The following is a 5,681-nucleotide window of genomic DNA, read 5'->3' on the forward strand; positions in this document are numbered from 1 at the left end:
GCCTTGAAGAACCCCATGAGGAGCCAGGTGGAGAAGGGCACCGTGAAGCTCGGGTAGACGACGACCAGCGACCAGAGCGAGTCCTGGAGGCCGAGGTCGGCGATCACGCGCGCGAGGGGGATGAAGAGGAGCGTGGGGGGGACGAGGTAGGTGAGGAAGATCCCGATGCCGAGCTGCTCTCCCCAGCGGCCGGTCATCCGGGCAAGGGCGTATCCGGCCGGGACCGCGAGAACGAAGTAATCCTGGCGAGGAACAGTGTAGGAGCACCTCCTCCGTGGAACTCGGGTCTTGGGTGGATTGAGGCCGAGGATGGCGATGAGCGCAACGACTTCATGCCAATTCCCTCATCCCCTCATCCGCCTTCTCCAGCCAGAACTGTGTGTCCATCGCGCGGTACATTGTCTCAGCAGTGATGAGGTGTTCCTGGGCTTGCCGGCGCTGGCCGGTTCGCTTGTATAGCCTGCCGAGGCCGAGGTGGCAGTGGGCTTGGAGCGTCCGCATCGCGAGGGCCTCGGCGAGTGCCAGAGCCTCGCGGTATTGCCTTTCGGCGCTCTGGAGCTCAGAAGGATCCCGACGCGCGGCGACCTCAGCCGAGAGGCGGAGGCCCCACGCCTGATTGCCCCGTTCGCCATGTGTCTGGGCAAGTTCCAGCGCACGCTCGCCGAACTCCGTCGCCTCGGCGTTGCGATCGATCAGCAGGTAGGCTTCGCCCAGAAAGGCAGAGACGGTTGCCGCCTCCAGCCCCCCGGAGGTGCCCGGGTGTGCGGCCCGTTCCAGAAGTGGCAAGGCCTCGGAGACGTGCCCCGAAAGGGCGTACGCGTAGCCCAGGCGCGAGGCGATCGACGGCAGCCACAGCGGGATGTTCCAGGTCTCGGACAGCCCGAGGCTCCGCTGGAGGGCCGGGATCGTCATCGCGAGGTCGGCTTTCCGCAGGGCGACTCCGCCGAGACAGAGATGCGCGATAATGAGGCTGAACGGCTGGTCGACCCGTTCGGCAATGCGGATCGCCTCATGTGCTCGCAGCATGCCCTCGGCGAACTCTCCAATCTCCCCCAGGGACCAGGCTAGCCAGTGACGGGAGATGACGGAGGCAAGGGCGGGCAGCCCGAAGCGCTCATAGGCCAGATCACCCTGGAGCAGCGCCACGTTGGTTCTGTGCAGGTGGATCGCCTGGCCATAGTTGCTCCGATGGTGGTTGGCCAGTCCTAAGTAAAAATTTGCGAGAATCTGCAGGGGGAGGTCCCCCAGTGTCTCGGCGATGGCGCGAGCACGATCCCCCACTTCGAGCGCCCGCTGGCGATCCCCGACCGCCCAGGATGCGGCAGCCAGGAAGGCGGCTACGTGTCCCAGCCGCCGTTGGTCGCCGAGCGCCTCGGCAAACTTCTCTGCTTCGTCCAGGTGCTCGAAGATTCGCCGGTGGTCTCCGAGGGGGAATAGGCAGCGTCGGAGGTCAAGTTGGACATCGATGATCTGTCCGAGTGTGTCCCGACTTTCGGGGAGATGGCGCAGCGCGACGAGCGACTGCTCAAAACACGCCGCGGCTTCGCGGTTGGCTGAGCGAGCAAACGCCTTGTTCCCCCCCTGGCGGAGGTAGGTCACAGCCCTCTCCCACATCTCGCCGCGAAACGCGTGGTGGGCGAGTCGTTCCACCTGCTCAGCGAGCCGGTCGGCGTAAAGCCGTTCCATGGCATCGACGATCCGGGCATGGAGCGCGCGTCGGCGCTCCTGGAGGAGGCTTCCGTAGGCGACCTCGTGGGTCAGGGCGTGCTTGAAGGTGAATTCGACCTCCGGGAAGAGGGTCGCCTCGTAGAGAAATTCGGCAGCCTGGAGGTGGGCGAGCTGCCGACGGAGGTCCTCCTCGGGAAGCTCGGCGATGGCCTCGAGGAGGGCGAAGGGCACATCCTTTCCGATGACCGCTGCAGTCTGGAGGAGACTTTTCCCGTCGGGCGGGAGGCGGTCGATCCGGGCCGCCAGGACCGCCTGCACCGTGGCTGGCACCTGGATGCCAGGGAGCGCCTGCGCCAGGCGGTAGGCTCCAGGTTCGCAGGCGAGGACCCCTGTCTCCACAAGGACGCGGACGCTTTCTTCGAGAAAGAACGGGTTTCCCTCCGTCCGCTCGATCAGGAGACGCTTGAACGGCTGAACCGACGCGTCGTTTCCCAGAAGCGCCTGCAGCAGCTCCTCGGCGCTCTCCGCGGGCAAGGGGTCGATTCGAAGCTGGGCATAGTACGTCTTACCGCTCCAGGCGTGCTGGTACTCAGGGCGGTAGTTAACGAGCAGAAGGGCCGGCGCGGTCGGCAGGCTCTCGACCAGGCCGTCGAGAAGCGCCTGAGTCTCGGAGTCGATCCAGTGGAGGTCTTCGAACACGACCAGCAGGGGCTGGACCCTGCTCTCGCGAAGGAGGAGCCGCTTGACGGCGTCGAGTGTCCGGTGGCGGCGCTGGGGTGGATCGAGGGCCTGCCACTGGGGGTCGTCCACGGCCACGTCCAAGAGCGCGAGGAACGGTGTGAGTGTGGGCTTGAGGGCTTCGTCCAACGTCAGCAGCTTTCCCGCGACTTTCTCGCGGATCTTCCGGGCATCATCACGGGCTTCGATCTGGAAGTAGGCTTTGAGGAGGTCGATGAGGGGGAGATAGGGGGTGGCCTTGCCGTAGGAGACCGAGCCGGCCTCCAGGATGAGCCAGGCGTGGGTGCGGTGGGAGTGCGTGACCTCCCAGACAAGACGCGACTTGCCGACGCCCGGCTCCCCGACGATGGCCACGACCTGGCCGTGGCCCGCGGCGGCGCGGCCGAGCGCCTGGCGCAGTTGCTCCAGCTCGGTCTCCCGACCGACGAATCGGGTGAGCCCGCGCGCCACGGCGGCATGGAGCCGAGAGCGCCGCGGCCCTGCCCCGACCAACTCGTAGACCTCCACCGGTGCCTCCAGCCCTCTGACCGGCACCGGTCCGAGGGACTTGACGTCGACCCAGCCTTCGGCAAGCCGCAGCGTGTCGCCCGTGAGGACGACGGTACCCGGGTCGGCAAGCTGCTCCATGCGGGCGGCCAGGTGGGTGGTCTGGCCCACCGCGGTGTAGTCCATGCGAAGATCGCTCCCGATAGTGCGGACAACAACCTCTCCCGAGTTCAGACCGACTCGGATTTGCACCTTTACGCCTTGGGTCCGTCGGACCTCCTCGGCGTAGCGGCGGATGGCGGCCTGCGTGTCCAGGGCCGCATAGCACGCCCGCACCGCGTGGTCCTCATGGGCGAGCGGGGCGCCGAAGAGGGCCATGATCCCGTCGCCCATCACCTGGTTCACCGTCCCCTCGTAGCGGTGGACCGCCTCCATCATGCGTTCCAGGACGGGATCGAGGATCTTTCGGGCCTCCTCGGGATCGCGCTCGGCCAGGAGCTCCATCGACCCCTTGAGGTCGGCGAATAGCACCGTCACCTGCTTGCGCTCGCCCTCGAGGGCGCTCTTCGAGGTGAGAATTTTCTCGGCGAGGTGCTTGGGGATGTAGGACTCGGGAGAGGCGAACCGCGACTCAGCGGACGGTGCGGCGAGGGAATGCGCGCACTCAGGACAGAACTTTGCCGTGGCCGAAACCTGACTGCCGCAGTTCGGGCATGCTCGTGCCAGCGGCGCGGCGCATTCTTCACAGAACTTCGCGCCGCGCGGATTCTCGTGCTGGCACCGGGGACACTTCATGCCCGGCCTCCAAGCATCACGGCCGGATCGTCGATCCTAGAGCCGTTATGACGTTGTCCCTTCCCTATGCGAGAGAGCTCTCTTGAAAGGTCTTCACGAGTTTATCGTAGTGCCCAATCAGTGTCGGGCCGTGCATCGTGGCGACCAACCTGACCTCCAGAGGTGCGATCTTGTCCAATGCTCGCTGCAGACTTGTGCGATCGTTGGCCTGGTAGCCGAGTTCGCGGGCTGCGGCAAGGGCGATCGCTGAGCGGTCCTCGGTGGTCATTACCTCGAGCCCCATCGACGAAAAGAGATCATTGGGGAAGAGGGTCTTGGTGATTTCTTCATAGATCATCAGACTATCCCACTGGTTGACCTGAGGGGTCATGACAAAGCGGAGGCGGTGGCTCCCCAAATCTAACACTTCGGCATCCTTGACAACTCTTGGCTCACGGTCCGCGAAATCACGCAGCGAGAGGACGGCACAGAGTTCTGAGCAAAGCGGAATTGCATCGGGCGCGACGGCCAGCCACTCGTTCACGGCACCCGATGAATCGCCCTCGTGGTGCGGCACGATGATGTATCGCAGGCGCGCAGGGTCGAGGATCTCTTTGACACGACCATAGAGGCGCTGGAACGATCGGCGGAACATGGTCTCAACAATGGCCGGCTGGTCTGCGCGAATCAGGAACATGTTATACGTCGCGCCGGGAAACAAGAGCCCCGCCTGAAGAAGGTCCTCCTCTTCCCACATCGCGATGCGGTAGATGCCCCTTGCGATCTCCGTCGTCTCGATCATGGCTCGTCCCCTCCTCCGTGACTAATGGGCAATGAGGTCGTGTGAAACGTCCCGTTCAAAAGGGTGAAGCTACTTGGCCAGGCCCGTCGACGCCTTGCCCGGGCCCAGCGATTTCGACAACCCGCCAAATGGTCGTCACCACCACGCGGACCACTTCGTCCTCTGTGAGTCCCACTTCCCTTCGAAGGGTGTGCCAGGCCCAAAAGTCAACGAGCGCGGTTGTGACCGCGACGGCTCCCGGACTTGCCCCGGCGGGGGTCAGGGCCTCGCGGACAAAAGCGTCCCGGGTGACGGCAAGACCCGCCATGACCTGCTGCAGTTGCGGGACGAATCTAACCTCTGTTCGGCCGGTGAAGAGCCAGGGCTCACGGAGCGCGTAATATCGGAAAAGAGTCTCAACCATCATGGAAACGCGGGCCCCTGGACCGGGCGGGAGCGCGGCGATTGTCGCAGGGTCTGGAGGGGGATTCCGCTGACGGCCGCGCTCGGTGCAGGCCCGGACGAGGGAATCCAGGTTCGGGAAGTGCTTGTAGTACGTGGTGAGAGCAACATTCGCCCGAGCGGCGATGTCCGCGGGTTTGGTCGTGACAATTCCGCGCTCGGCGTGGAGCGACACAGCTGCCTCAACGAGCCGCTGGCGGGTCTCCTCGTGGTGGAGGGCCCGTTTGGTCATCGAGTAGGGGCGAGGCATATTTGAATGAAGTATAATTCCATTCATTTATTACGTCAACAAAGAAATAGGCCTATATCGGCAATAGTTATGGACTGTTACAAGTCAACGCGAAGATGACGTCAGCAGATGAAAGAGTACGACACCGCCTGGCGAGCGGGTCCTGCAGCGCGCCTACTTGATGGCGCCGACGGTGAAGCCAGCGATGAAGCGGTCGACGAAGAAGTTGTAGAGGATGGCGATGGGGACGCTGGTGATGAGGCAGCCGGCCATGATGGAGCCCCAGAAGTAGACATCGCCGTGGACCAGGAAGGTGGGCACGCCGACGCTGACGGTGTAGTTCCGGGCCGCGGTGATGAAGGTCAGGGCGTAGACGAACTCCTGCATGACCAGGGTGAGGGTGAAGATGACGATGGTGAGGATGCCGGCCAGGGAGATGGGGACCACGACCCTCACGAAGGCGCCGAGCCGGCTGTAGCCGTCGATCATGGCCGCCTCCTCGATGTCGCGGGGCACGGCCTTGAAGAAGCCCATCATGAGCCA

At 64.4% G+C, this 5,681-nt stretch carries 4 protein-coding genes and 1 pseudogene; all 5 read right to left on the bottom strand.

All coding sequences use genetic code 11. From position 1 onward, the window contains the following. Positions 1-233 (bottom strand): annotated as a pseudogene (locus tag HY726_05885) (carbohydrate ABC transporter permease). A 97-nt stretch (positions 234-330) separates the two neighbouring features. Beyond that, positions 331-3,687 (bottom strand): AAA family ATPase, encoded by a 3,357-nt coding sequence (locus HY726_05890; protein ID MBI4608518.1) that lies wholly within the window; start codon positions 3,685-3,687, stop codon positions 331-333. A gap of 64 nt (positions 3,688-3,751) precedes the next feature. Further along, a complete protein-coding gene (locus tag HY726_05895) occupies positions 3,752-4,468 on the bottom strand; it encodes a hypothetical protein (GenBank protein ID MBI4608519.1) in 717 nt (238 codons plus the stop codon). A 55-nt stretch (positions 4,469-4,523) separates the two neighbouring features. After that, on the bottom strand, positions 4,524-5,084 hold the full coding sequence (locus tag HY726_05900) for a TetR/AcrR family transcriptional regulator (GenBank protein ID MBI4608520.1): 561 nt from the start codon (positions 5,082-5,084) through the stop codon (positions 4,524-4,526). A 228-nt stretch (positions 5,085-5,312) separates the two neighbouring features. After that, a partial coding sequence (locus HY726_05905) for a carbohydrate ABC transporter permease (protein ID MBI4608521.1) occupies positions 5,313-5,681 on the bottom strand: 369 nt, incomplete at its 5' end.

Source organism: Candidatus Rokuibacteriota bacterium (genome assembly GCA_016209385.1).
GTDB lineage: Bacteria > Methylomirabilota > Methylomirabilia > Rokubacteriales > CSP1-6 > JACQWB01.